This window comes from Rhizorhapis sp. SPR117 (genome assembly GCF_021742065.1).
This window is the reverse complement of record NZ_JAKKIE010000035.1, coordinates 18,408-40,611: the sequence shown is the minus strand read 5'-3', so window position 1 is coordinate 40,611 and position 22,204 is coordinate 18,408. Positions and strand designations below refer to the sequence as shown.

Genomic DNA, 22,204 nt, shown 5'->3' with positions numbered 1-22,204 from the left:
ATCTGAGGCTTTTTGTTCAATCCAACTGGTACAGTTTTACACCGGAATCTTGCACAATTTTACCCCGACGTTGACAGCGCCTTTTCCACCGCCCGGATCGCGCTTTCCTGATAGTGGCGCAGAGGAAAGCTCGACAAGGGTTACCAGTTCCATGCGCGGGGCGGCTTCCGCCGTGGCCTGTAGTGCTGCAAGCTTTTCCGCGATGGCGGCCTTCTCTGCCTCGACCTCCTGCGCCAATGCTTCCCACGTCGCCCGCTCTTCGGCTTCGCGTTTCAGCCGTTCCTCAATCGCCTCACGCGCACGGGCGTGTTCCTCCGCTTCCCGGCGAGCACGCCTTGCGGCATCTTCGGTTTCCGCGACCTTGTGGCGGAGCGCTTCGATTTCTTCGCGGAGCGCGGCTGTGGCATCGACCGGTTCGGGGGGCGGAACGAACGCGCCAGCAGAAAAGGCAGTATCCCGTCCGTATGTCCGATGAAACCAGATGCCGAGGGACCAAGCGAATTTGAGCGCGGTCAAAGCGGTGGCATGATTGCCCTTTACCTCATGCACGGCGGTGTTGCCCGCCTTGCGGAGCGCATGAAAAATGTCAGCCGCTTCTTTCGGAATGAGCCGGTCATAGGACAGCCGCCGCAGCGTTTCCTCAAAGCTCTCGCGCTCGTCGCGGTAAACGGCGTGATGGGCAGCAACCAGCTTGGTCATCAACTCGGCGAACTGGCGCAACTTGACGATGGCCGTCGAGGGATCGTCGCGGAAATAGCGTTCCGCGAGCCCCCAGCGTTACCAAACGCCCGTCGTGCTTGGCCAGAAAGTCGAAGTTGAGTGATTCCATTCGCCCCCCGCCTGAACCTCCTAGCCGATCACTTCAAAAAATGTCTTTGCCTTCAATAGGCCAAGCAAAAGGAACGGCACGATAACTGTGAAATTCGGCGCGGGGATTTATCCCAATCGCGCCGCCAGTCGCACCATCAGATCCATGCGCTCATGAAAAAAGGCCACCACAAGGGCAGGCGCATCATCGCGCGGCAGGCAAAAGATATAGTGATGCTCGCAACGGACCATCCGCAAACCCGGATAGAGCGCGGACATGTCCTTGAAGAAGCCGTCGCCCGCCGCGACGCTTTCCATACCCGCTTGCAGCTTGGCCACATAGCTGCGGGTCTGCGCATCACCCCACTGCTTGCGTGTATAATGGATAACGTCGCGCAGATCGGCTTCCGCCGCCGCCGACAGAACATAGCCTACGGTCAAGCGCGGCTATCCCGGCCCAGCTCTTCATCAACGATGGCATCGATACTCTTGGTGGACACGCCGCCTGCCAAGCCTTCGGCGATCCGTTGGCCCAGCAGCGTTTTCAATTCCTGCCACGCCGTATCTTCCCCCGCACCGGCGGAAAACAGGCGCTCAATGGCATATTGCTTGATCGTCTTGCCCTGCAACGCGGCCAAGGCTTTTAGGCTTTGGTGCTGCTGGTCGGTAATATCTATCGTCAGTCGACTCATGGGAACCTCGCATATTGCCCGATCCCCACATTACCACAAATATGCGTTTGTAGTAACCCGTCGAGATGGCGCTCCCAGCCTCGCTTTGCAGCTATCCAAACGGGGCATTTTTAGGGCATCAGACGCGTGCAATTGAATGCAACAGAGTGAAATCGATCCGAACGCATCACTACACCAAAGATTCGCATTGCCAATGTGTTACGCTACAAGATCGGGGTAGATTAATACAGTAAAATCAGGCACTTAGTGAAACTCCTAATCAGCGGCTCCTAGGTTCGAGCCCTGGTGCGTCCACAAAATTTCTTTTATAAAACAATCTGTTATGGAATAGATATTCGATCTTGGAGCCACGCCGGAGCCAAAATACGAAATTTGGCTCCAATTTGGCTCCGGCATGCATTTGCGGATACGGCGTGTTTGTCATCAATCGCCAATGTCACCCGCCGAGCAGCGCTCAGCGCTTCCCCGCGCCGCCGCTTGATAAAGTCCCACAGCGCGTCTGTCGGCACGAGGATGGACTGTCGATCTCGTCCGTCTCGATCACGCCTGCCGCGATATCTTGGTAAAGCGTCGACTGCCCGATCCCGATCATTCGCGCAGCCTACGAATGCGGATCGCCAAAGGCTCGATAAGTATGTCCCTTCTGGGGCGGTTTTTTTGCGGCGGCGAAGTTTCTACAATGCAATAGCGACGGAACGAGTGAAGCGACGCGTAGCCTCGGCACCGATCCTTTAGGGGAAACCGATCACTACCAGGATGATGCCGGCTCCCCTTGCCACTGGGCCTTCCAGCGATCGAAATGCGGAAGAAGCGCGGCGGGAAGGCCGGAGACAAATGACTTGTCCATCGGATAGTGAGGCATGGCTTCCGCCACGGCGTCGAGTAGCAGCATGCCCTGCTTCTCGTCCTTGGGCCGCTTAAGTGGATTCCGACCGGTCTTCTCCGCCATCCAGAGCTTGTGCAAAGCGAAATAGCGCGGGTCCGGGGCCACGATACGGGCTGGCGCATTGTCACGAGCAATTATGACATGATCGACCTGTCGACCGAGCAGCAGCCATTCCTGCTCGGGGAGCGGGATTGGTTTGGGCCGATCCTTGCGAAACATCCCATCGATCGTGCTGGGGGCAGCCAGGACCTCGACCTCATATGCCTTGGCATTCCGTGCCTGGAACTGGCGCTCCGTGTTGACGGCATATGTCCGGTCCACCGCCTTCAACATCATCCAGATCGCCGATATCTCGACAGCCGGAGGTTCGGCGGTCCATGCAAGATCAAAGTCGAACGTTTCCTCGGGGACGTCGCGGATCGCGCCGCCCGCCTCGATATGATAGGCGGGCATTGCGTTCGTTCCGACCACCATCAGGTGACTGCCAAGAAGGTGACGTCGGTCGGCCTCGCGCAGGATCTTTCCCGCTTCCGGATCGAGCATGGGCAAATGGAGCGAGCGGTAAATGCGCGCGCGCTCGGCGAGCATCGTCCGGCTGGATTCGATGCGCGCTTTGACCTCTTCCTTGTTGTTCTTGTATGCATCGAATTGCGCCTGTTTCTCGTCGTCCAGCCGACCGAGGCTCTTCATATTGCCTTCCCGATCGGTGAGCTCATAGAGATAGGCGATTCCGGAAACTTCCTTGATGCGCAGATTGTAGGGCATATCGGCGAGCGCACGCTCGGCGTCGCGCCATACCTCATATTGCTGGCGAATGTTGATCAGGTTTCGCGCCTGCTCGTCGCTGAACGGAGTGACAGCTCTCATATTTACCCTGCTTTTCTTGATTGGCCTCTATATGCAGGGTAAGATAAAGTTTTTCAAGGAATTACCCTGCATTTGTAACTTCTAGCAAAAAGCAGGGTAAAGGCCTCTGAAACATCGGCATGACATCCAACCGGCGCATGGCCGAGGCGGCGATGCTCGTTCGTCACTAACCGTTATTCCCCGAGTACCGCCGCGAATTCTTCAAGAAAGGCTTTGAGGTGATTCCTGATTGACTCGTTGACCAGATTACCTTCGGCATCGAAGATCTGGCCCGCTTCGGATACCATCAGTCGACGACCATTCCATAACTCTACCCCAAGCGTCCGCAGAACCGGCAACCAGGCATTTTGTGCGAGCACGGTGCCAAATCCGCCCGGCGATGCTCCGATTATCGCAACGCGCTTGCCCCGGAAAACGCGGGCGCTGTCCGCCGGCGGGCGAGAGATCCAGTCAATCGCGTTCTTGAATACACCGGGAATGCTATTGTTATATTCGGGCGTAGAGAGCAGCAGGCCATCAGCATCGGCAATCGCATCCTTCAGACGTGTCACCGCCGCCGGGATGCCTTCCTCTTCTTCTATGTCACCATTGTATAATGGCACATCTGCAATCGTTCCGATTTCCAGCGCAACGCCATCGGGCATCAATTGCCGGGCCGCGCGTAACAGGCCTGAATTATAAGAATGCCTGCGAAGGCTTCCTGACAGAGCGATAATCCTGGACATCTTTGTCTCCTCGTTTGAATGCCATGGTGCGACACGGGTGTGACGAAAATATTTCTGGCAGAACCGGCCGATGAGATGCCACGGCTGGAGAAAGCTCAATATGCTCCATGATTTACGCCGCCCCATGTCAGCCGGTCGTGCTGCTGGTTTCATCAAGAACATCCCGCAGGCTGTCCAACAGTTCGCTGCGGTTCCATGACTTTTGCACAAGCGGTACATTGCATAAGGCGGGTTCCTTCTCCCGCATTCGTCCATAACCGCTTACAATCAGAAACGGTATGCACCGCCTGTTCAATTCCTCGGCAGTGGAGGCTTTACTGTCTTCACCAAGGTTAAGATCGAGCAGAACTGCTTCGGGCCGCTGATGACGCAAAATGGCGAGAGCCCCCTGCACTGTCGGCACAGTGCCGATGACGTCGCAGCCGACCTCCAGCAGCAGGTCTTCCATATCCATAGCTAGCGGTAATTCATCCTCCACTATCAAAATATGGCGACCGGAAAGTTGTGAATGCGCGTCGACGGCTTCCTCCTCCATGGACGGGAAATTTTATGTCTGTCGTGAAACCGCCCGGCAGGAATATTAGTTCCACTGCTCCCCTCACCAGTTCAGGCTCTCAGGAACGCTCCATAATCTTGATTTCAATCCATTTTTGCGGAATGCTTTTCCAATGGCAGATTTTCTTCCGTCCATGGAGAGTGTATGATGTCGAGCGGTCAGAACGGATATCGATATCGACTTCAGGAACTGATGATATGGCGATACGTTCCTGTACTGATGCGGATACAGCAGCAGCGGCAATCCTGCCTACCGGGTCCGCCAGAGTAGCTGCCTCCGCCCGTCCTGATGACCAGTCATTGTACGAATACGAACATATGGCTGTATTCTGTCTCATATTGGGGCAGACTTCATATAGAATGACATAAGTCACCGAACGGGTGAACAAGGGGGAAATGATGACGGAGGACATTTCATTGGATATAGGGGCATCCTCCAATATCCTTCTTTCAAGGCTCACAGCTGAAGACAAGCAGCTCATTCAGCCCCATTTGCAACGCAGAGAGATCCATAGCAGAGACCTGCTTGAACGGAAAAATCGACCGATCAAAGCCGCATATTTTATCGAGAAGGGACTGGTGGCGATCATGGGCAACACCCTTGACGGCCATACAGAAGAACTTGGCCTGGTGGGGCGTAGCGGAATGACGGGCCTTTCGCTGTTACTTGGCGTCGATCAGTCGCCTCACGACGCTCTGGTGCTGATTCCTGGTTCATGCCTGCGTATTGAGCGGGCGACACTATGGTCCTTGATGGAGCTTAGCCCCAGCTTGAAAGAGCATCTGTGCCGCTACCTTCAAGCCTTTATTGTGTTGATGGCTCAAACAGCGCTGGTCAAGAGCAATGCCAATGTCAAAATCCGGCTCGCGCGCTGGATATTGATGGCCCATGATCGGATACACAGCAACGAACTGCCTATAACGCATGAACTGTTGAGTATACTACTTGGCGTTCGTCGCCCCGGTGTGACGGTTGCGCTCCATGAGTTGGAAGCTGCGGGCCTGATCCATTCGATGAGGGGGTGGATCACGATCACTGATCGGGAAGGGCTAGAGGAATTGACGGGCGGCTATTATGGCTTGGCAGAGGCAGAATATGAACGATTGATCGGTGTGTCACCCTATACCATGCAGCAAACTTCCAGGGTGGCGGCCCCCTCCAAATCGAAGCGAGCAGAAACTGACGTCCAAAGTTCCAAGGCTTCAGGCAAAATTTCTGTCCCGCCTTATTCATGAGAGTTCCATTTTCGCTTCGTCGTGCATTCAGGGCAGTTTGCCGATGAATGTTCGCCACAGCACAAGGAAAGCGTTTGCGCGGACTGATAGAACGGGTTAATTTGAGAACAAATCGAGTATTGCTGAAACAGTAATTCGGAACGATCAAAAAGATGTTCCAGGCAATGTTCGAAGTCAAAGGTCGCTATTCGCCATTTGGACAGTAATTCCAGGAAATAGCTTCAATCATGACATACCAGCGGAAGGAGAGCGATCACAGGCCCGGGAACTTACTGCCTGGAACAAGATCGGCTCATCATAGTCCTCCTTCATCCAAACCCAGGCGCAGACTGTCGCCTGAGGAATCCCGACGGTTAATGACGCAGTTCTGGGCTGCCATCGACGGCTGAGACCCTGATACATGACCTGGAGCCATTCATGCCCCTGCCCCGTGCCAGCAAGCCCTATCCCGTCAGCGCTGCCCCCTCGATCCCCAAAGGACATCCCATGACAACCGATCAAGATCGCGAATATTATATCCACAGAAGCGAAGAGGAATGCCGCATGGCCCAGATGGCCCAGGACAGCTTCGCGCGCCTCGCCCATATGAGCCTGGCACGCGAATATGCGAGGCGTGCGGGAATAACATACAGTGAACACAAACCCGTCCTGCGCCAAAGCCCCGCTGCGTAAGAGCCCTTCCTGAAACTCCAACCCCCTTACGGTCTTGCACCGGTTCCTGCCCCTATATCCGGGAACCGGCGCCTGAGACGCGCGACCGTCGTTGCGACCCGAGCGGTCGCGCGTCAAATTGCCATCACCCGGTCGACAACCGGGTGATGGCCACTTTCGCCTGACCCACCCTCCTCAGAACCTGATCTTGATATCCACAACGCCACCGCCGCTAGTCGCCCCGAAGGGCAGCGATGGTTATTGCCGTTTCACTACAGGATCAGCCCGCGACCGATTATCACCAATCTTAATAAATGATCGCGCGCTATTACGGTTCAGCACCTTACCAAGCGCTCCCTTGCAATACCCCAATGGGGTATATATTGCGTGAGTCAGGAGTTAGGTAAGACATGATCGATTCGTTCTCCCCTGTCACTTCGTCGGCCGCCGGTTACCGCCTCCGTGGCTTGTCGCTGCTGCTGCACGTGAGGGCCTTCTTCTGATGGCCCATGAACACCAGCATTGCGATCATCTCGCATCCGAAGCGCATAAGAGCGCAGCAAAGGATATACCCGAAGGGACGATCTTCACCTGTCCCATGCACCCGGAAATTCGACAGATCGGACCGGGCACATGCCCTATTTGTGGAATGGCGCTGGAGCCGGAAACAGTCTCGCTGGATGAAGGGCCCGATCCGGAATTGATCGACATGCGCCGCCGCTTCTGGTGGAGCGCGCTGTTCACCATACCGCTCTTCGCCTATGCCATGGGCGATATGGTGCCGGGTCTTGGCCTTGCCCGGATCATCGAACCCGCCTGGATGCAATGGCTGCAATTCGCGATGGCGACCCCGGTCGTCCTCTGGGGCGGATGGCCGTTCTTCGTGCGTGCATGGCAATCATTGAAGACACGTCACCTGAACATGTTCACATTGATCGGCTTTGGCGTGGCGGTCGCTTATCTGTTCAGCGTCGTGGCCACGGCGGCGCCTGGCCTGTTTCCACCCGCCTTCCGCGACCATGGCGGCAGAGTCGGCGTCTATTTCGAAGCTGCCGCCGTGATCACCACACTCGTTCTGCTGGGACAGGTTCTGGAACTCAAGGCGCGCGGTTCGACTTCCAGTGCCTTGCGCGCCCTGCTCGAACTCGCACCGCCGACTGCGCTCAAGATTTTTGGACCGGGTGACGAGCGGGAGGTTTTGCTCGATCAACTGGCCGAAGGCGACCGCCTGCGCGTGCGGCCCGGCGACAAGGTTCCGGTGGACGGCACGATAGAGGAAGGCGCAAGCAATATCGATGAATCGATGATCAGCGGCGAGCCATTGCCGGTCGCAAAGAGCATCGGCGACAGCGTCATCGGCGGCACAGTCAACCAGACTGGTGGTTTCGTCATGCGGGCGACCGGCGTCGGCAAGGACACCATGCTCGCCAAAATCGTGCAGATGGTCGCGGAGGCACAACGCAGCCGTGCGCCGATTCAACGCCTTGCAGACACAGTCGCGGGGTGGTTCGTGCCCTCGGTCGTCGCGGTATCGGTGATTACATTCGCAGTCTGGGGGATATGGGGTCCAAGTCCGGCCCTCGCTTATGCGTTGGTCAATGCCATCGCCGTGCTGATCATCGCCTGCCCTTGCGCGCTTGGACTCGCCACGCCGATGTCGATCATGACCGGCACTGGCAAGGGCGCACAGCACGGCATCTTGATCCGCAATGCTGAAGCGCTGGAAACATTGGAAGGCATCGATACCCTCGTCGTCGACAAGACCGGCACGCTCACGGTAGGCAAACCCGATCTCGTGGCCGTCACATGCCATGGAAATGTGAGGGAAAGCGACATGCTCGCTCTTGCCGCTGCCGTTGAGCAGGGCAGTGAGCATCCGTTGGGCGCAGCCATTGTCGAAGGCGCGAAGGCACGCGGTATTGCGCTGAATGAAGCGACCGGCCTCTCCTCGACAACGGGCGAAGGAGTCGAGGCGGACGTCGCCGGAAAGCGCGTCGCGATTGGCAACGAAAAGATGATGCGCCGAATCGGTATTGCCGACGAGGACTGGCTGGCGTCAGCGGAAGAGGGGCGCACAAAGGGACAGACCGTCATGTTCGTGGCAATCGACGGAAGCCCGGCAGGGCTGCTTGCCGTGGCGGACCCCATCAAGCCCACCACGCCCGCTGCAATCAAGGCCATTCACCGTCGCGGCATCCGCATCGTCATGCTGACGGGTGATAGCCGCGCCACGGCCGAAGCGGTGGCGCAGCAACTCGGCATCGACGAGGTCGAGGCGAATGTCTCTCCGGCAGACAAGCACCGCAAGATCGAGGCACTGAAAGCCGATGGCCGCCGAGTGGCCATGGCTGGGGACGGGATCAACGACGCCCCCGCGCTCGCCGCCGCCGACGTGGGCATTGCGATGGGCACCGGCACCGACGTTGCGATGGAAAGCGCCGGCGTGACGCTGGTTCGCGGCGACCTGCTTGGCGTGGCGCAGGCAATCCGGCTCTCACGCGCAACAATGCGCAATATCCGGCAGAACCTGCTTTTCGCCTTCGGCTATAACACGCTGGGCATTCCGTTGGCGGCAGGTGTGCTGTACCCGGCTTTCGGGTTGCTGTTGAGCCCCATGATCGCCGCGGCAGCGATGAGCCTGAGCTCGGTTTCCGTAATAGGTAACGCCCTGCGCCTCCGGCGCCTAAAGCTCGACGCAGTTGCCAGTTGACAGCCGCATTGAGCAGGCGGATTGTCGGTTCAAACGCCTTGCCTGATCGCTGGTCTGGATGGTGGCAGTGGGTGCGATGGCTTCCGGCTTCGCTCTGCTGGATCTCGCATTTCGGCTGCGGCTGCGCAGTCGAGACCTTTCATATTCGGCCGCTACGTCGCCTGACGCACGTGGCGCGGGTTAGAGCGGAGGAATCTCATGCCCAGATTGATCGTCACCTTGGTAACTGGCGCTGTTTTCCTCGTTGCATGCCAGGACCAGTCCGCCAAAACCGATAGCATCACCAATCAGGCGGCAAATGGTGTCGCCGTAAAGAGCCAGACTACACCGCCCAACACACCGAACGGCAAATCGAGCGAGCCGGAAAACGAAAATGCTACTATGCGGAGCGACAGGGACAGCAATGCCACCATCCCGGCTGCATTCCATGGGCGCTGGGGCATGAACGGCAATGATTGTACCTCCACGCGCGGTGACGCAAAGGGACTGATCACAATTTCTGCCGACCGCATCGACTTCTACGAATCGCGCGCCACGCCGGTCAAAGTGACGGGCAGTTATGCCGAGAACTTCACCGCGGAATTTGCCTTTACCGGCGAAGGTCAAAGCTGGACCAAGCTTGAAAACCTGAAACTCACAAATAGCAGCAAAACAATGGTCCGGACCGACAAAGACGGCAGCTTCAGCTATCAGCGCTGCGCCTGACGGAGCTGGCCGTTCAAGCGCCAAAGCGCTCTTCTCAGCTTATCACCTGCTCTCTGAATACGGGTTGATACGGATAGAGCCGCCACTGCCTGCTGCCCTAGAGCGAATGTGAGTTGGGTGGAATGAGGTGTTGGGCGTGGCAGGTATAATCAGATACGCAATCATCATGATCGTCGCGGCTGCCGGAATGATATTGTCTCCGCCTGCTCTTAAAGCGCAGTCCATGCCTGACCGGCCACAGCCAGCCATGCCGTCGCCCACCTACTGGTCCACAAACGATGCGCGGGCTCTGCTTGATTTCATCGTCCACATCGGCGCAGACGGACTGGAGCCCGCCGACTATGATCCGCCGCAGCTTCAGGCCGCCATTTCCGGGGGCAGTCCGGTTGCCATGGACACAGTTGCTTCAGGTATTTTCCAGCGCGTTGCGAAAGACCTGATGGAAGGGCATGTCGATAGACAAGATCGAATTGCATGGCATATTTCCGGCCCCACCGCCGACATGGTTGCCATCAATGACCTGATGATGGCGGCGCTCTCGGTGCACCGCGTTGGCCCGGCCTTGTCCTCGCTGCTGCCCACTAACCCCGAATATCGGGCACTCAAGGCCATGCTGGCGCGCACACCTGCGACCGATCAGGCGACCGTTCAAAAACTGCGCGCCAATATGGAACGCTGGCGCTGGATGCCGCGTGAACTTGGGGAGGACTATATATTGATCAATGTCGCGGGATTTACCCTCGACCTGGTTCATGATGGCAATCGCGTTGCGCGCCATCGCGTCATTGTAGGCAAGCAATCAACACCGACGCCGCAATTTTCGACGCAAGTCACAGGTCTCATCCTCAATCCATGGTGGAACGTGCCGCAAAGCATCATTGCCGAAAGCGTGGGCGCGCTTGTCCGCAATAATCCGGCCAAAGCAAAGGCGAAAGGCTATGTCGCCACATGGACAGGTGGACGATTGCAGGTCCGGCAAGCGCCCGGCCCCGGCAATTCGCTGGGGCAGATCAAGCTTGTCATGCCCAATCCCTATACGATCTATGTTCACGATACGCCTGCCAAAGCCCTGTTCGAACGACCTGTTCGGGCCTTCAGTCATGGTTGCATAAGGACAGAACATCCCTTCGATCTGGCCCAAGCGCTGCTTGCCGATGTAAGGGGCTGGGACCGGGCGGCGATTGACGCGACAGTGGCCTCTCGCGTGAACACGAAAATAGACCTGCCCCGGCCCATTCCCATTTATGTCGGGTACTTCACGGCCGATCTCGATAAAGCCGGGGGGGTCGTCCTGCATGACGACCTGTATGGCCGCGATGATTTGGTGATTGATGCACTAACGGATCGTGCCAAGCTTGATGAGGCGGGTTGACGCAGCGCGCGCCGATCAGAATTTGCGCGCCAGCAACAAGCGTCCGGGGCCAAGCCGGTCCAACACTGTTTCCAGTTCGTTTTCGGCAAACGCAAAGCAGCCTTCGCTACGACCCAGCTTGCCATGATCGCGCACCATAGCGGGGCTGACATACCAGGCGCCATGAACGACGATCGCACGCGCTTCCGCCGCATCGTTTGTCGCATCCAGCCCCGCAAGGCGCATGGATCGGCCATGCGCGCCTGTATAATAGGCTCCTGTCAGATAGGCGCCCTGGGACGAGCAATTGGAACCTGCTTCGTTGGAAAAACGCTGCAACCAGCCGCTATGGGCAGGATCGGACCCACGGCCATGCGCGACCAGAAAACTGGACACCCGACCACTGCCCATGTCGAGCAGATGAAAGCGCGGCGCGCGCGATGGCTGCGCAAAATCCGTAATACCTACAACATCGTCAAAACGAACCATCGGTGCATATTGGTCAAGCGCAGCGCGGGCCTGACGGAATAATGGAGAATTGCCATCGGCCGCCAGCGCCGGTCGGCAAAATGCAATTGCCGCACCAAAACTGAAGCCTGATAATAGAAATGATCTACGATTAACTGCCACGCCCTGTCGGCCCTCCAATGTTACATTATTACAGCAACCAAGGCTTGAATTCAATCTGAGAATGATGGGGCGCATCTGGCACGAGATACTCATCAGATTGGCGCGTAATTGCTTATCAAAGCCGGGATCGATATCGTTCTGTCTTGCCTGATCCAGATGGAACATGCGCAGACCCAAAGAGGTGCTATGGTAACTATCGCCACGCTCACCATGAATCCGGCGCTCGACATTACAACGGGAACCGATAGCGTCCGCCCTGCCGACAAACTGCGCTGCTCTGCACCCCGCTACGATCCGGGGGGATGAGGCATTAACGTTGCACGCGTCGTGACGCGACTTGGCGGCGATGCACTGGCCGTCTTCCCGGTTGGCGGACCATCGGGCGAGATGCTCTCGGATTTACTGACGAAAGAGCAGATATCTTGCAGCACCATCCCCATATCCGGCGTCACGCGACAGAGTTTTACCGTGGATGAAAGGAAGAGCGGAGCGCAGTATCGGTTTGTCCTGCCCGGACCACAACTCTCCACCGCCGAGCAGACGCAATGCCTTGACCAGTTGGCAGCGCTGAACCCGGTTCCGGCAATCCTTGTGGTAAGTGGCAGCCTCCCTCCCGCTATTGCCCCTGATTTTCTGAAACAGCTTGGGCAGTTATGTGCCCGGACCGGCGCACGGCTTATCATCGACACGTCCGCCGAAGCTCTCAAACAAGCGACGGACTGCGGCATCTATATGTTGAAGCCCAATCTGCGTGAACTCGAAGCCCTGACTGGACTCCATATCCATGGCGAGGCTGGCGAAGTGAAGGCAGCTCGGTTGCTAATCACACAGGGCTTGGCGGAAGTTATCGTCCTGTCCCTGGGTGCTCGTGGAGCCCTTCTGGTCACCGGTGACAGCGAAGAGCGATTTGCCGCAATCGACGTTCCCATTCAGAGCGCTGTTGGCGCAGGTGACAGCATGGTCGCCGCGATGGTTTTGGGCCTTACCCGCGATCTGCCGTTGCGCGAAGCGGTCCGTTTCGGCCTGGCCGCAGGCGCTGCCGCCCTGATTACGCCGGGAACCGAGCTCGCCCGGAGGGAAGATGTCGAGCGGCTCTATGTCATCGAGACCTGATATGCCCGCCCATCGTTGACATGCGGAATGTACGGATACCAAAAGCGTCGACCATGCCTCAAAACAGAGCGGCAGATTGCCCCGGAGGCCACAATAATGTTCAGAATAAAAAGAATTGCCATCGATACTTACCCTGAAAATACGGCGTTTCTCCACAGACATGACAACGGCTATTCCGCCGAACAATTCAAGGCACTGCGTACCATCCGGATTCACAATGGCAGTACCGAAATCCTGGCGACGCTGGCGCTCGTCGATGGGAGTGACATCCTGGAAGCCGGAGAAATCGGACTTGGAGAACAGGCATTCCGCAGATTGGGGCTGGCGGAAGGATCATTGGTGGATATTGCGCAGGCAAAGCCGCCGGCCAGCCTGGAATCGGTCCGCCGCAAGATCGACGGCAACACACTGGAAGACAGCGAAATCGCCGCGATCATCCGTGATATTGCTGTCCACCGCTATTCGCCGATGGAGATTGGCGCATTTCTGGTGGCATGCGCCAGCTTCATGACCACACAGGAAACACTGGCGATGACTCGCGCCATGGCCGAGGTCGGGACCCAGATCGACTGGAAAATGCCGCTGGTGGTGGACAAGCATTGTATCGGAGGCATTCCGGGCAATCGCACGTCGATGATCGTCGTGCCGATCGTTGCCGCCTACGGGCTTGTCATGCCAAAGACTTCATCGCGCGCGATAACCTCCCCTTCCGGCACGGCCGATACGATGGAAGTGCTGGCCAATGTGGACCTTAGCGCCGATGAAATGCGGGCGGTGGTTGCGCGTGAAAAAGCGGTTTTGGCGTGGGGAGGAAAGGTCAACCTGTCACCTGCCGACGATGTGCTGATTTCGGTTGAGCGGCCGCTGCGGATCGACACTTTCGAACAGATGGTGGCTTCCATCCTTTCAAAGAAGTTCGCTGCCGGATCGACCCACCTTGTTCTGGACATACCGATCGGGTCGACCGCCAAGGTCCGCTCGCAAAGGGATGCGGTGCGCCTGCGGAAGCTGTTCGAATATGTCGCACATAAATTGGGCATCGTCATCGACATCGTGTTCAGCGATGGGTCGCAACCCGTAGGCCGCGGCATTGGACCGGTTCTGGAAGCACGAGACGTCATGGCGGTGCTGCGCAACGATGCGGATGCGCCGGAGGATCTGCGTGAACACGCGCTTCTGCTCGCCGGGCATGTGCTCGATTTCGATCCTGCATTGCGGGGAGGAGAAGGCTATGCACGGGCGAAGGAATTGCTGGCGTCCGGCGCAGCACTGGCGGCGATGGAAAGGTTGATCGATGCCCAGGGGCGACAGGCCGTCAACTTCACGCCGGGCAGCTATACGCATGAAGTCTGCTCTTTGCGCGAAGGTCCGATTACGGCCATAGACTGCCAGCGTATAGCACGGATCGCGCGCCTAGCCGGTGCCCCGATGGACAAGGGGGCAGGTATAGACTTGCTGCACAAAGTCGGCGCACAGGTGTGCAAGGGTGAACCTTTGTACCGCATCCATGCCCATTCCGTGACTGGCCTTGGCTTTGCGCGCGAACTGGCAACAGAAGATTCAGGATATGAGGTGACGCAGTGAATGCCATAGTTCTGGGCTTTTCCGAAAGCGCTGCGGCGGCGGCGGGGCTGGCCCGACAGCTTGACCTGCCATGTGGCATAGTGGCGGTGCACCACTTCCCCGACCAGGAAAGCCTTGTGCGCGTGCCCCGAAGCGCGGAAACGGTTATCCTTTACAGGTCCCTCGACGATCCGAATGCAAAGCTGATCGAGTTGATCTTCGCCGCAGAGGCCGCCCGGGACGGCGGTGCACGGCGCGTGATACTGATCGTCCCCTATCTGGCCTATATGCGGCAAGACATGGCTTTTTTACATGGGGAAGCGGTCAGCCAGCGCATCATCGGCCGCCTGATCGCTCAACATTTCGATGCGGTGATGACGGTCGATCCACATCTTCACCGGGTCGCCTCGCTACAAGAGGTGGTGCCGGGTATAGCAGCAGTCAGCCTTTCGGCGGCGCCACTGCTCGCCGGACTGATCGATCGTGCCAAAGCGCCCATCATCATCGGCCCCGATAGCGAGTCACGGCAATGGACACAGAGCATAGCCGGTCCGCTTGGTCTCGACATGTTGGTGGGGCGGAAGGAACGGCGTGGCGACCGTCAGGTCGAGCTGGCTATCGACGGGCTGGAGCAGGTGCGTGGGCGCCCGGCCATCCTGGTCGACGATGTGATTTCCAGTGGCATGACCCTGATCGCCGCGGCAAGCTTGCTGCGCGACGCTGGCGCCTCCCATATTGAAGTGCTGGCCACACACTGTTTGGCGAGCGAGGACGATCTGGTCGCCATCCGCGAAAATGGCGTCAATCGTATCCAAACCACCGACAGCGTGGCAGGACCGACAGCGAGCGTCTCAATCGCACCCCTGCTTGCCGATGCGCTCATAGCCGAGGGGCTCGGGACGAAGGGGTTAACCTAAACTCATCACATTCTAAGCCCGGCCACGACTGGTACGACGCTGCCTCTTCTCATCACGAAAGTTGTTATAGCTGTCCAGCACCCTTCGCATATCGGCCAGCGCCTGTTTCCGTGCCTGCTCGCTTCTGATCTTGCCGAGATGCTGTTTCAGGTTGGCGGCGAAATCGGCATATTCGTTTTGCCAGTCGGTGCCGACGATCTCTTCAAGTTCGACCCTCCCGGTCTGCGTCCGCTTGGCCGGGACGCCCGCCACCAATGAATATGTCTCGCCGATTTGTGGGGCGATAATACTTGTCGCCGCATCGTCCAACTGCACCAATGTGCGAAGTGACGCCACAGCTTCAGGTTCGCCATGGCTGAGGAACAGGCTTCCGGCAATAGGGCGCCGGGCCGTGATCCAGGCGTGCAGTTCCTCCCGGTCGGCATGTGCCGAATAGGCATCGATCCGCCGGATCTGCGCGCGGACATTGACGTCCTCACCTGATATGCGCACCCGCTTGGCGCCGTCCAGTATGACCCTGCCCAATGTCCCCCGCGCCTGGAATCCAACAAACAATATGGTGGACTCCCGACGATGCAGATTGTGCTTCAGATGATGGCGGATGCGTCCCCCTTCGCACATACCCGACGCCGCCATGATGATGGCGCCCGACATGGTATTGAGCCGCATTGATGCAGAGGTATCCTCGACATAATGGATGGAGGGATGGTGAAATATATCGTCGCCATCGATGTCTTCCATCTCGTCCGCATGACGCGCAAAGACGGACGTCGCCCGGCTGGCAAGCGGCGAATCAAGGAAAACCGGAACATCGGGGATACGGTTGGCGTCGGCCAGGCGCGCCATGTCGAGCAGCAGTTCCTGTGTCCGTTCCAGCGCGAAAGTAGGGATCACAAGATTGCCGCCGCGCACCAGCGCCGCCTTGATCTCTCGCTCCAACAAATCGCGTCTCTGGGCGATGGTCACTTTGTCGCGGGCACGGTCGCCGTATGTGGACTCGCAAATTACATAATCGAAACTCGCGGGCGCATGGGGATCGGCATGGAACGCCTTGTTCTCCGGCCCCAGATCACCCGAACACAGCACATGCACACCGCCCGCCATGATCTCGACCGACGCTGAACCCAGAATATGGCCAGCATTCCATAGCCTGACACGGAAACCCGGCACAGGCTCAAACCATTCGCCTACGGATACCGCGTGCGACTGTCGCCAGGCGCGGATCGCGTCCTCTTCGGTATAAAGCGGTTGGAAGGCCGTCTCACCCGCGCGGTCGCGCCGGTGGTTACGCCGCTCTGCTTCACTCTCCTGAATTCGTCCGGCATCGGCCAACATATATTCCAAAAGATCCGCCGTCGCCGCCGTACACCATATCTTTCCCTTCCAATCCTGCGCGGCAAGTTTGGGCAGCAATCCGCAATGGTCGATATGCGCATGCGTCAATACCACCGCTCCGACGCGATCCGGATCAAAATCAAAGGCCCCGTGATTGAGCGTTTCCAGGCTGCGCGATCCCTGAAACATGCCGCAATCGACCAGCAGGCTCTGCTTGCCCAGACTGAACTCCATGCATGATCCGGTGACTGTCCCGGCTGCGCCATGAAAGCGGAGCGAGAGTCCTGTTTTGATATTTGCCATTCGGCCATGTCCTCCCTTGCAGTTCGTTGCATTCGCGATCATAGGGAATTGCGCTGGCTGTGCAGCCAGTAAAAACCCCTATACCAACGAGATACAGCGATGGCGGCACCGTTGTGCACTGTCCGCCCATATTCCGGCGTTCAGAACCGAACCTGAGATTTCACCCACTGCACGATCGCCGCCTGGCTCATCGCGCCTGCTTGCCGCCCGACCTCCCGGCCGCCTTGAAACAGGATCAATGTGGGGATTGACCGGATGCCATAGCGCCCGGCAATGGCTTGCTCCGCTTCGGTATCGACTTTCACGAGCCGGACCTGTGGCTCAAGGTCGCGGGCTGCGGCGGCGAAGGCTGGCGCCATCATACGGCAGGGACCGCACCAACTTGCCCAGAAATCGGCAAGCACGGGAATATCGCCCTTGCCTACATGTCGGTCGAACGCATCGCCGGTCACGGTAAGCGGTTCGCCGGTAAAGAGCGGTCGACTGCATTTGCCGCAGCGCGGGGACTGGTCAAGGCGTGCAGCGGGCACGCGATTGGCGGCCTGACATGCGGGGCAGATGATAATGGCAGAATCGGGCATGATCAGGCTTCCTTTTCCACAACATCCGGACGGCAGATGGCACAAAGCGCTTCGATGATGGCCCGGACCTGTTCATCGGCAAGACTATAGTAAATGGTCTGTGCCTCCTTGCGCCAGGCAACCACTTCTTCCGTGCGCAAAACCGCCAGATGCTGCGATACACTCGACTGTGCGAGGCCGGTCAACCGCACCAGATCCGTCACGCTCTGCTCTTCCATACCAAGCTTGCACAACATGACGAGTCGATCGGGATTGCCCAGCAGTTTCAGCTTCCGGGCAACGCTTTTGGCCTGAAGGTTCAGTTCGGTGAGATCTACGGGTGCGTTCATGGTTCAATCGTGGCCGGACGGCCGTCATCGCGCAAGACCACATAGATCGCTGGGATGACCAACACGGTCAGCAGAGTGGAGGATGCAAGCCCAAAGAGCAGCGAAATGGCAAGACCCTGAAAAATCGGATCGCTCAGGATCGTCGCCGCACCGATCATCGCGGCGGCGGCGGTCAGCACGATGGGTTTGAACCGGATCATACCCGCTTCCAGCAGCACGTCGCGCAATGGTTTGCCCTCACCCTGGGTATGGCGAATGAAATCCACCAACAGGATCGAATTGCGCACGATGATGCCCGCCAGCGCGATGAACCCGATCATCGAAGTTGCGGTAAATGGCGCACGGAACAGCATATGCCCCACCACAATGCCTACCAGCGTCAGCGGAATGGGAGTCAGGATCACCAGCGGCAGCTTGAAATTGCGGAACTGCCCCACGACCAGCACATAGATGCCAAGCAGCGCTACCATGAAGGCACCGCCCATGTCGCGGAAGGTCACCCAGGTAATTTCCCATTCGCCGTCCCACAGCAGCGTCGTCGTTTGCTCGTCCTCCGGCTGGCCATGAAGGCTGATCGTCGGCTTTTGCAGCCCATGCGCTTTCCAGTCATAGGAATCGATAGCCTTGTCAACGGCCAGCATGCCATAAATCGGCGCTTCATAGGTCCCCGCAAGGTCAGCCGTCACCATATCGGCATCACGACCATCCCGCCTGAAACGCACATAGCTGCCGTCGCTTTCATCCGCCGTGACGACATCACCGAGTTCGATGAGGCGCGGTCCCCCAAGGCCCATGGTCGCAGCAACCGGTGTTGTCGCCAACGCCTGACTCCAACTCCGCTGCGACTGGTCAAGCGCGATGGTGATCGGCAGCGGCTCTCGCCCATCGCCACGCGGCGCATATCCGACCGTCTGCCCGCCGAAGAGGGCTCCGATGCTATCCAGTACCTGCCGCTCGGAAAGCCCATATTGGTCGAGTTTTGCCCTGTCGGGGACCAGGTGCAGCTCCGGGCGGCGCTGACCAAAGCTGTTATCGACATCGACGATATAGGGCACGCTTTTGAAAATACGCTCGACCTGTTCCGCCGTGGCGCGGCGGGTCGCTTCATCGGGACCATAGATTTCCGCCAGCAGCGTCGCCAACACCGGCGGTCCGGGCGGCGTTTCCACCGTCTTGATCGATGCGCCAGCAGGCAGCTTTATGGACTTCAGCCTCTCGCGCAGATCAAGCGCGATCTCATGACTTGACCGGCTGCGTTCACCCTTGGGTAGCAGCGTCACCATAAGGTCGCCCATCTCCGGCCGGGTACGCAGGGAATAATGGCGGACAAGGCCGTTAAAGTTGAAGGGCGCGGATGTGCCGTCATAGGCCTCCATCGACACCACCTCCGGTACGGATCTGGCAACGGCGGCAGCCTCTTCCAATACTCGACCAGTTCGCTCCAGACTGGTGCCTTCGGGCATATCGACGACAAGCTGCACCTCCGACTTGTTGTCGAAGGGCAGCAGCTTCACCGTCACCGCCTTGAAATAGAACATGGAACAGGCGACCAGCGTCGCTACCCCCACGCCGATCAGGAAATTGCGCGCCGATTTCCGTTCGCCGATGACGCGCAGGGCAACCTTCGCATAAAGCCGTCCCAGCTTCCCTCCATGCGGCCCCTCATGCTCCGCCAGCACATCGCGCGCGAAGCGGACCATCAGCCAGGGCGCAATGATGACGGCCACGAAAAAGGAAAAAATCATCGCTGCGGAGGCATTGACCGGGATCGGCGCCATATATGGCCCCATCAGCCCGGAAACGAACAGCATGGGCAGCAGGGCAGCGACCACCGTCAGCGTAGCGACAACGGTCGGATTACCGACCTCTGCGACCGCGTCCACGGCGGCCTCCACGCGCGACCGATCATCCTTCATCGCCCAGTGACGGGCGATATTCTCGATCATCACAATGGCGTCATCGACCAATATGCCGATGGAAAAGATAAGCGCGAAAAGGCTGACGCGATTGATCGTGTAGCCCATGATCTTTGACGCAAACATGGTGAGCAGGATGGTCGTGGGAATAACCACGGCCGTCACCCCGGCCTCGCGCCATCCGATCGCAAATCCTATCAGGATAACAATCGAAACCGTGGCCAGCCCCAGATGGAAAAGCAGCTCATTGGCCTTTTCATTGGCTGTCTCGCCATAGTTGCGCGTTACCGAGACCTTGACGCCTGTGGGGATCAGCGATCCTTCCAGCGCCTCCACCCGGCGCACCACCGCGTCGGACACCACCACCGCATTGGCACCCGCGCGCTTGGCAACAGCCAGGCTCACCGCTGGAGCCATCGCCCAGTTCCCGTCCACCCGAGACCAGCGCCAGGCACGCGCCTGATCCTCGCGCGGCCCCTGTGTCACGATGGCAACATCGCGCAGATAAACCGGCGCACCGCTCACCGAACGCACGGTGAGCAGGCCGACGTCCTGAACACTGCGGAGCGCGCGTCCGGCGATCACATCGACGGCTTTCCCCTGTTCGCAGGAACTGCCCACCGGGAAAGCGCGATTGGCCTGCTGCGCCGCCTCGATCACATGGCCAAGCGGCACGTCATAGAGCGCAAGTTTCGCGGGATCGGGCGCGATCCGAATCTGCTCTGGTCGACCACCCACCAGAAAGGTGAGGCCAACATCGACCACCTTGGCTATTTCCGTCCGCAGCTTGACAGCCAGATCGTAAAGCGCCTGATCGTTCCAGTTGCCCACAGCATCCCGCTTGGACGTCAGGGTCAGCACTACGATTGGCACATCATTGATGCCTCGAAGCGTGATTTTGGGATCGGGAATGCCGACCGGAATGCGATAGCGGTTGGCGTCGATCTTTTCATTGATGCGGATCGCGGCGTCTTCCGCGTTCGATCCGACCAGAAAACGCGCCGTCACCATGACGCCATTATCCTGCACCTGCGTATAGACATGCTCTACACCGTCGACGCTCTTGACGATGGTTTCCAGCGGCTTTGCCACCAGTTCGACCGCATCGGCGGCTTTCAGGCCCGGTGCCGCCACCTCTATGTCGACCATGGGAACGCTGATCTGCGGCTCTTCCTCCCGTGGGATTGTCATAATCGCGATCAGGCCGACCAATATGGCGGTTAGCAGCATGAGCGGCGTCAGCGGCGAATTGATCGTCGCACGTGTCAAACGCCCTGAAATGCCAAGATTCATTTGCCGGCCTTCGTCGCGATCAGCGTGTCGCCCGCCGAAACGCCAGAGAGGATTTCAACCTTTCCACCCTCTGGCAGCGGTGCAACCTGCACGGGCACTTCAGTGGCCTGACCGTTGCCCACCGCGAGCAACGCGTAATCGACCCCAAAACGCGTCGTGATGAACCGCCGGGGTACGGCAATCGCCTTACGTTTCCCGATTTCAAGAAGGACGGTCACCTTGCGACCGATGAAGCGCGCATCAAGTCCTGGCACGGTGACATCGGCCTGCATCCGGCCTGCCGATACTGCTGGATAGACCCTGGTTACCGTCCCGCGCGGCGCATTTTCCTGATCGGCTGGATTGAGGCCGGTCGCGATAACAGACGCGCCCCTGTTCAGCGCCCCCGCCAAGGACTCGGGCACCTCAATCCGCAAGACGGGCTGCCCGGCAGTGATCGACGCAATGGACATGCCCGGAGCCACCGCCGATCCCACGGGGATATCGGCGTGCAACACGCGACCGGATGCGGGCGCATAGATCGCGCCCTGCCCCGCGACGGCTTGCACTGCCGACTGCTGTGCCTTTGCAGCCGCGACCTGCGCTGCGGCTGCATCAGCTGCTGCCTTCGCCTGGTCAAGCCGGGCCTTGGCATAGACGCCGTTATCGTAAAGGAAGCGCGTGCGGTCCAGTTCGGCCTTTGCCTGCGCCGCCTGCGCCGCCGCAGCGGCCGCCTGCGCGCCATAGGCGCTGCTCTCATACCCAAGGCGGGTGTCGGACACGGTGCCGATATGTTGCCCCTTGCGCACCATGTCGCCATCACGGACGTTCAGGCTGATGAGGATACCGGGAATCCGCGCTCTCGCATCGGCTTGCTTCTCCGTTGTGATTTCCGCGCCCACATCCTTGTATTCGGTGATTTCGGAAGGCCTGACAACGAGCCGCTCCCCCGCCACGCGCTGCGCCTGATCCGTCTCGGTGTCCTGCCCCCCTCCACAGGCGGCGAGGGCCAGCATCAAGAGCAGGCCTCCCAGCTTCAAACGGCGCATTCCCTGCTCTC

The 22,204-nt window shown here is 58.7% G+C and carries 20 protein-coding genes; 8 read left to right on the top strand and 12 right to left on the bottom strand.

Annotation, left to right across the window (positions count from 1 at the left end; genetic code table 11):
* Window positions 1-36: 36 nt before the first annotated feature.
* The 6 genes from L3X40_RS13980 to L3X40_RS13955 form a co-directional block, all read right to left on the bottom strand.
* Entirely contained in the window at window positions 37-720 is a 684-nt protein-coding gene (locus L3X40_RS13980; protein WP_237366165.1) for a DUF4145 domain-containing protein, read from the bottom strand.
* A 216-nt stretch (window positions 721-936) separates the two neighbouring features.
* Entirely contained in the window at window positions 937-1,248 is a 312-nt protein-coding gene (locus L3X40_RS13975; RefSeq protein ID WP_237366164.1) for a type II toxin-antitoxin system RelE/ParE family toxin, read from the bottom strand.
* Entirely contained in the window at window positions 1,245-1,499 is a 255-nt protein-coding gene (locus tag L3X40_RS13970) for an antitoxin (protein WP_237366163.1), read from the bottom strand. The genes L3X40_RS13975 and L3X40_RS13970 overlap by 4 nt, the downstream gene beginning before the upstream one ends.
* 748 nt (window positions 1,500-2,247) lie before the next feature.
* Window positions 2,248-3,252 (bottom strand): GSU2403 family nucleotidyltransferase fold protein, encoded by a 1,005-nt coding sequence (locus L3X40_RS13965; protein ID WP_237366162.1) that lies wholly within the window; start codon window positions 3,250-3,252, stop codon window positions 2,248-2,250.
* A 173-nt stretch (window positions 3,253-3,425) separates the two neighbouring features.
* A complete protein-coding gene (locus tag L3X40_RS13960; protein ID WP_237366161.1) occupies window positions 3,426-3,977 on the bottom strand; it encodes an NADPH-dependent FMN reductase in 552 nt (183 codons plus the stop codon).
* Window positions 3,978-4,104: 127 nt separating this feature from the next.
* Window positions 4,105-4,512 carry a response regulator gene (locus L3X40_RS13955; RefSeq protein WP_237366160.1) on the bottom strand — a complete coding sequence of 136 codons (408 nt, stop codon included), beginning with the start codon at window positions 4,510-4,512 and terminating at the stop codon, window positions 4,105-4,107.
* Between the two features lie 416 nt (window positions 4,513-4,928).
* On the opposite strand from L3X40_RS13955, the gene L3X40_RS13950 reads away from it, so the two are divergent.
* From L3X40_RS13950 to L3X40_RS13930, 5 genes are all read left to right on the top strand, one after another.
* Window positions 4,929-5,768 carry a Crp/Fnr family transcriptional regulator gene (locus L3X40_RS13950; RefSeq protein WP_237366159.1) on the top strand — a complete coding sequence of 280 codons (840 nt, stop codon included), beginning with the start codon at window positions 4,929-4,931 and terminating at the stop codon, window positions 5,766-5,768.
* A 417-nt stretch (window positions 5,769-6,185) separates the two neighbouring features.
* A complete protein-coding gene (locus tag L3X40_RS13945) occupies window positions 6,186-6,440 on the top strand; it encodes a hypothetical protein (protein ID WP_237366158.1) in 255 nt (84 codons plus the stop codon).
* A 481-nt stretch (window positions 6,441-6,921) separates the two neighbouring features.
* Window positions 6,922-9,129, top strand: coding sequence for a copper-transporting P-type ATPase (locus tag L3X40_RS13940; RefSeq protein WP_237366157.1), 2,208 nt, complete (start codon window positions 6,922-6,924; stop codon window positions 9,127-9,129).
* 198 nt (window positions 9,130-9,327) lie between these two features.
* Complete coding sequence (locus L3X40_RS13935) at window positions 9,328-9,834, top strand: hypothetical protein (protein WP_237366156.1); 507 nt, start codon at window positions 9,328-9,330, stop codon at window positions 9,832-9,834.
* Window positions 9,835-9,970: 136 nt separating this feature from the next.
* Window positions 9,971-11,206, top strand: a complete 1,236-nt coding sequence (locus L3X40_RS13930; protein ID WP_237366155.1) for a L,D-transpeptidase family protein — start codon at window positions 9,971-9,973, stop codon at window positions 11,204-11,206.
* 15 nt (window positions 11,207-11,221) lie between these two features.
* Here the strand turns inward: L3X40_RS13930 and L3X40_RS13925 are convergent, their stop codons facing one another.
* Window positions 11,222-11,980 carry a murein L,D-transpeptidase catalytic domain family protein gene (locus tag L3X40_RS13925; protein WP_237366154.1) on the bottom strand — a complete coding sequence of 253 codons (759 nt, stop codon included), beginning with the start codon at window positions 11,978-11,980 and terminating at the stop codon, window positions 11,222-11,224.
* A 144-nt stretch (window positions 11,981-12,124) separates the two neighbouring features.
* Here L3X40_RS13925 and L3X40_RS13920 point away from each other — a divergent pair, with 144 nt between their 5' ends.
* The 3 genes from L3X40_RS13920 to L3X40_RS13910 all read left to right on the top strand — a co-directional run bounded on the left by L3X40_RS13920 (window position 12,125) and on the right by L3X40_RS13910 (window position 15,408).
* Window positions 12,125-12,928, top strand: a complete 804-nt coding sequence (locus L3X40_RS13920; RefSeq protein WP_272907953.1) for a 1-phosphofructokinase family hexose kinase — start codon at window positions 12,125-12,127, stop codon at window positions 12,926-12,928.
* Window positions 12,929-13,024: 96 nt separating this feature from the next.
* Window positions 13,025-14,512 carry a thymidine phosphorylase family protein gene (locus L3X40_RS13915; protein ID WP_237366152.1) on the top strand — a complete coding sequence of 496 codons (1,488 nt, stop codon included), beginning with the start codon at window positions 13,025-13,027 and terminating at the stop codon, window positions 14,510-14,512.
* Entirely contained in the window at window positions 14,509-15,408 is a 900-nt protein-coding gene (locus L3X40_RS13910; protein WP_237366151.1) for a ribose-phosphate diphosphokinase, read from the top strand. The genes L3X40_RS13915 and L3X40_RS13910 overlap by 4 nt, the downstream gene beginning before the upstream one ends.
* A 12-nt stretch (window positions 15,409-15,420) precedes the next feature.
* Here L3X40_RS13910 and L3X40_RS13905 read toward each other — a convergent pair whose 3' ends face one another.
* The 5 genes from L3X40_RS13905 to L3X40_RS13885 form a co-directional block, all read right to left on the bottom strand.
* Complete coding sequence (locus L3X40_RS13905; protein WP_445177195.1) at window positions 15,421-16,977, bottom strand: MBL fold metallo-hydrolase; 1,557 nt, start codon at window positions 16,975-16,977, stop codon at window positions 15,421-15,423.
* 209 nt (window positions 16,978-17,186) lie between these two features.
* Window positions 17,187-17,627 (bottom strand): thioredoxin TrxC, encoded by a 441-nt coding sequence (gene trxC / locus L3X40_RS13900; RefSeq protein WP_237366149.1) that lies wholly within the window; start codon window positions 17,625-17,627, stop codon window positions 17,187-17,189.
* Window positions 17,628-17,629: 2 nt separating this feature from the next.
* On the bottom strand, window positions 17,630-17,956 hold the full coding sequence (locus L3X40_RS13895; protein ID WP_237366148.1) for an ArsR/SmtB family transcription factor: 327 nt from the start codon (window positions 17,954-17,956) through the stop codon (window positions 17,630-17,632).
* Window positions 17,953-21,165, bottom strand: coding sequence for an efflux RND transporter permease subunit (locus tag L3X40_RS13890; RefSeq protein ID WP_237366147.1), 3,213 nt, complete (start codon window positions 21,163-21,165; stop codon window positions 17,953-17,955). Before L3X40_RS13890 ends, L3X40_RS13895 begins: the two co-directional genes overlap by 4 nt.
* A complete protein-coding gene (locus L3X40_RS13885) occupies window positions 21,162-22,193 on the bottom strand; it encodes an efflux RND transporter periplasmic adaptor subunit (protein ID WP_237366146.1) in 1,032 nt (343 codons plus the stop codon). Before L3X40_RS13885 ends, L3X40_RS13890 begins: the two co-directional genes overlap by 4 nt.
* Window positions 22,194-22,204 lie beyond the last annotated feature (11 nt).

Coding starts and splice junctions, on each gene's coding strand:
- L3X40_RS13970 (WP_237366163.1), bottom strand. CDS start 1,499: ATGAGTCGACTGACGATAGATATTACCGACCAGCAGCACCAAAGCCTA.
- L3X40_RS13965 (WP_237366162.1), bottom strand. CDS start 3,252: ATGAGAGCTGTCACTCCGTTCAGCGACGAGCAGGCGCGAAACCTGATC.
- L3X40_RS13960 (WP_237366161.1), bottom strand. CDS start 3,977: ATGTCCAGGATTATCGCTCTGTCAGGAAGCCTTCGCAGGCATTCTTAT.
- L3X40_RS13955 (WP_237366160.1), bottom strand. CDS start 4,512: ATGGAGGAGGAAGCCGTCGACGCGCATTCACAACTTTCCGGTCGCCAT.
- L3X40_RS13950 (WP_237366159.1), top strand. CDS start 4,929: ATGATGACGGAGGACATTTCATTGGATATAGGGGCATCCTCCAATATC.
- L3X40_RS13945 (WP_237366158.1), top strand. CDS start 6,186: ATGCCCCTGCCCCGTGCCAGCAAGCCCTATCCCGTCAGCGCTGCCCCC.
- L3X40_RS13940 (WP_237366157.1), top strand. CDS start 6,922: ATGGCCCATGAACACCAGCATTGCGATCATCTCGCATCCGAAGCGCAT.
- L3X40_RS13935 (WP_237366156.1), top strand. CDS start 9,328: ATGCCCAGATTGATCGTCACCTTGGTAACTGGCGCTGTTTTCCTCGTT.
- L3X40_RS13925 (WP_237366154.1), bottom strand. CDS start 11,980: ATGTTCCATCTGGATCAGGCAAGACAGAACGATATCGATCCCGGCTTT.
- L3X40_RS13915 (WP_237366152.1), top strand. CDS start 13,025: ATGTTCAGAATAAAAAGAATTGCCATCGATACTTACCCTGAAAATACG.
- L3X40_RS13905 (WP_445177195.1), bottom strand. CDS start 16,977: ATGGAGTTCAGTCTGGGCAAGCAGAGCCTGCTGGTCGATTGCGGCATG.
- trxC (WP_237366149.1), bottom strand. CDS start 17,627: ATGCCCGATTCTGCCATTATCATCTGCCCCGCATGTCAGGCCGCCAAT.
- L3X40_RS13895 (WP_237366148.1), bottom strand. CDS start 17,956: ATGAACGCACCCGTAGATCTCACCGAACTGAACCTTCAGGCCAAAAGC.
- L3X40_RS13890 (WP_237366147.1), bottom strand. CDS start 21,165: ATGAATCTTGGCATTTCAGGGCGTTTGACACGTGCGACGATCAATTCG.
- L3X40_RS13885 (WP_237366146.1), bottom strand. CDS start 22,193: ATGCGCCGTTTGAAGCTGGGAGGCCTGCTCTTGATGCTGGCCCTCGCC.